At 57.7% G+C, this 2558-nt stretch carries 2 protein-coding genes; one reads left to right on the top strand and one right to left on the bottom strand.

Annotation, left to right across the window (positions count from 1 at the left end):
- Window positions 1–49: 49 nt before the first annotated feature.
- On the bottom strand, window positions 50–541 hold the full coding sequence (locus tag NW856_RS13310; RefSeq protein WP_414400644.1) for a hypothetical protein: 492 nt from the start codon (window positions 539–541) through the stop codon (window positions 50–52).
- A 690-nt stretch (window positions 542–1231) separates the two neighbouring features.
- Between NW856_RS13310 and NW856_RS13305 the strand changes: the two genes are divergently transcribed.
- Window positions 1232–2368, top strand: a complete 1137-nt coding sequence (locus NW856_RS13305) for a citrate synthase (RefSeq protein WP_011433503.1) — start codon at window positions 1232–1234, stop codon at window positions 2366–2368.
- The last annotated feature ends 190 nt before the right edge of the window (window positions 2369–2558 follow it).

Genomic DNA, 2558 nt, shown 5'->3' with positions numbered 1-2558 from the left:
ATCTCCTGCCTTTGGGCAGGGGAGTATGTCAACCGTACAGCCCAGCGAGTCAGAGCCGTTGATGGGTGTGGGGGTGCTGTTTGATGTTGTCGGCATCCTTTACCTCTACAACTGCATTGAGGATCCGTCGCGGCTCAACGCTGTGATTGAGCCTGAACACCCCCCGCTCTGGAGTGCAGGTTTGGTGCAGGGGGATATGGCGAAACTGGGGCTTGTTGCGATAGGTGCGGGCCGCTGCTTGCACCCGTTCCACGAAGTTTTCCCCCAACAGCACCCCCGGCGGGAAAACATCGGTGGGCAAGGTGGGGATCCCGTTGTTCACGATCTCGGCATAGGTTGTGGCGTAGAGGAGAAGATAGGAAGTGCTGCGGCGTTCTTGGGCCAGGCAGTCCAAATCGGCAGCAGGTACCGGCTCGGCCACCAAAACCTCTACCAGGCGGCCTTCCTGATCCTGCTGGAAACAAGTGGCCACTCCCAGTACCACGTACTCCAGTCCTTGCACTGGGCTGGAGCCAAGGTGAGTTTGAGCAGTATCCGACATCGGTGCCGATCTCCAAGCGGGGGAGCGAACTTTCACGGCTCCGGCAGGCGCCAAGATCCCTCAAGCCGGGCGCAGTTCTCACCATAGCAACAATTTTTGCGTCGGGCAGCGGGAGCTGTTGCAAGATAGAAGGCGGATCCCAGCCCAGCTCTCTGTAAAGGATGGCAAGGGCGGCACTTGGCTGCAGGGATCCAAACTTTGCTTTACCCAAAAACTGGGCCCTCAAGGCTCACGGCTCGCTGACGCAGTCGCGACAGCTTGCGGAGCAGTAGGGAGCGGCTCTGTGCTATGCTGCCGGCAGCGGCAGGGTAGTCAACCGCTGCAGAAGCCCAACGGTTTAACGACTGGGTCAAACCCAAACAAATAATAAATAGTTTTGTAATAGTTTTTTGTTGTCTGCAACAACACCCTAGGGCAGGGGGAAGCCGCCTTGAAAAAGAAAACCACTGGGGAGACAAGCGCCGCTGTCGTAGAGGGGAAACCTTCTTGCGAAAGCGAGACGGAGTCCTTTACGGTAAGTGCTGTCACGGAACCAGTAACTGGAATCCTCGCCCTCTAGAGCAGGGAGCATGTCAATGGGGCAAAGCGGGGTCAGTGCTGCCCGAGGGGGGCAAGGGGTTGGGTTCCAGGCACCTTTGGCAACCCTTGATTCATCATTATCTAGGAAATACTTGCTCTAAGGATCCGACCATGGCGGATGGCGAATACAGACCAGGCTTGGAAGGCGTTCCGGCCACACGCTCCAACATTAGTTTTGTGGATGGCCAGGCGGGGATCCTGGAATATCGGGGCATCCCCATCGAGGAATTAACCGCCCACAGTACCTTTCTGGAGACAGCCTACTTGCTGATCTTTGGCAAGCTGCCGACCCAATCGGAGCTGGACAACTTTGACCAGGCAATCCGCAGTCATCGACGGGTGAAATACCGCATCCGGGACATGATCAAGTCGTTTCCGGAGTCGGGCCACCCGATGGATGCTCTGCAAACCTGTGTGGCGGGCTTGGGGCTGTTTTACCCGCTGCGGGAGATGGATCCCGACTATGTGTTCGGCACCGTCACCCGCTTGCTCTCCAAGCTGCCGACCATGGTGGCGATGTTCCACCAGATGCGACAGGGCAACGATCCCATTCCCCCGGACGACAACCTGGATCATGCTGCCAATTTCCTATACATGCTCTCGGGCAAGAAGCCGGATCCCTGGTTGGCCCGCATTTTTGACATCTGCCTGATCCTGCACGCCGAGCACACGGTCAATGCCTCTACGTTTGCCCTTCTGGTGAGCGCTTCCACGCTGGCTAACCCCTACAGCAGCCTGGCCACGGCGGTGGGTACCCTTTCGGGGCTGTTGCACGGGGGGGCCAACCAACAGGTGATGATGCTGCTGCGGCAAATCGGCTCGGTGGAAAATGTACGCTCGTTTATCGAGGAGAAGCTGGCCAAAAAACAGCGCATCATGGGCATGGGTCACCGGGTTTATAAGGTGAAGGATCCGCGGGCCACTATCCTGCAGCGGCTGGCCGAAGAGCTGTTTGAGCGCTACGGCCACGACAAGTACTACGACATTGCCCTGGAGGTGGAGCGGGTGTGTGAGGAGTTGCTAGGGCCGAAGGGGATCTACCCGAATGTGGACTTCTACTCAGGGTTGGTCTACGCCAAGCTGGGGATCCCAGAAGATTTGTTTACACCGGTGTTTGCCATTGCCCGAGCGGCGGGTTGGCTAGCCCATTGGCGGGAGCAGTTGTCCGATAATCGGCTTTTCCGACCCACCCAGGTGTACACAGGTGAACGCCAGCAACGCTATATCCCTATAGAAGAGCGGGGTTGAGAGCCGTTTGACAGGGCGCTGGGCCGGGATCCAAACTCAGTAAGGCCCAAATTGTGCGTGAGGCGGTGTGTTGAGCCTTTTAGACTCTCCCCTTTGGCGAGACGGATTCACCCTGTTTCTGAGCCTTGTGGTGCAGGCAATGCCATTTCTGCTGCTGGGGGTGTTTCTGTCGGGGCTGCTGGCGGTGTTT

Source organism: Synechococcus sp. R3-13 (assembly GCF_047462195.1).
Taxonomy (GTDB): Bacteria; Cyanobacteriota; Cyanobacteriia; order Thermostichales; family Thermostichaceae; genus Thermostichus.
Note: the sequence above shows the minus strand (reverse complement) of the source record. Positions and strands in the feature narration are given on the sequence as shown.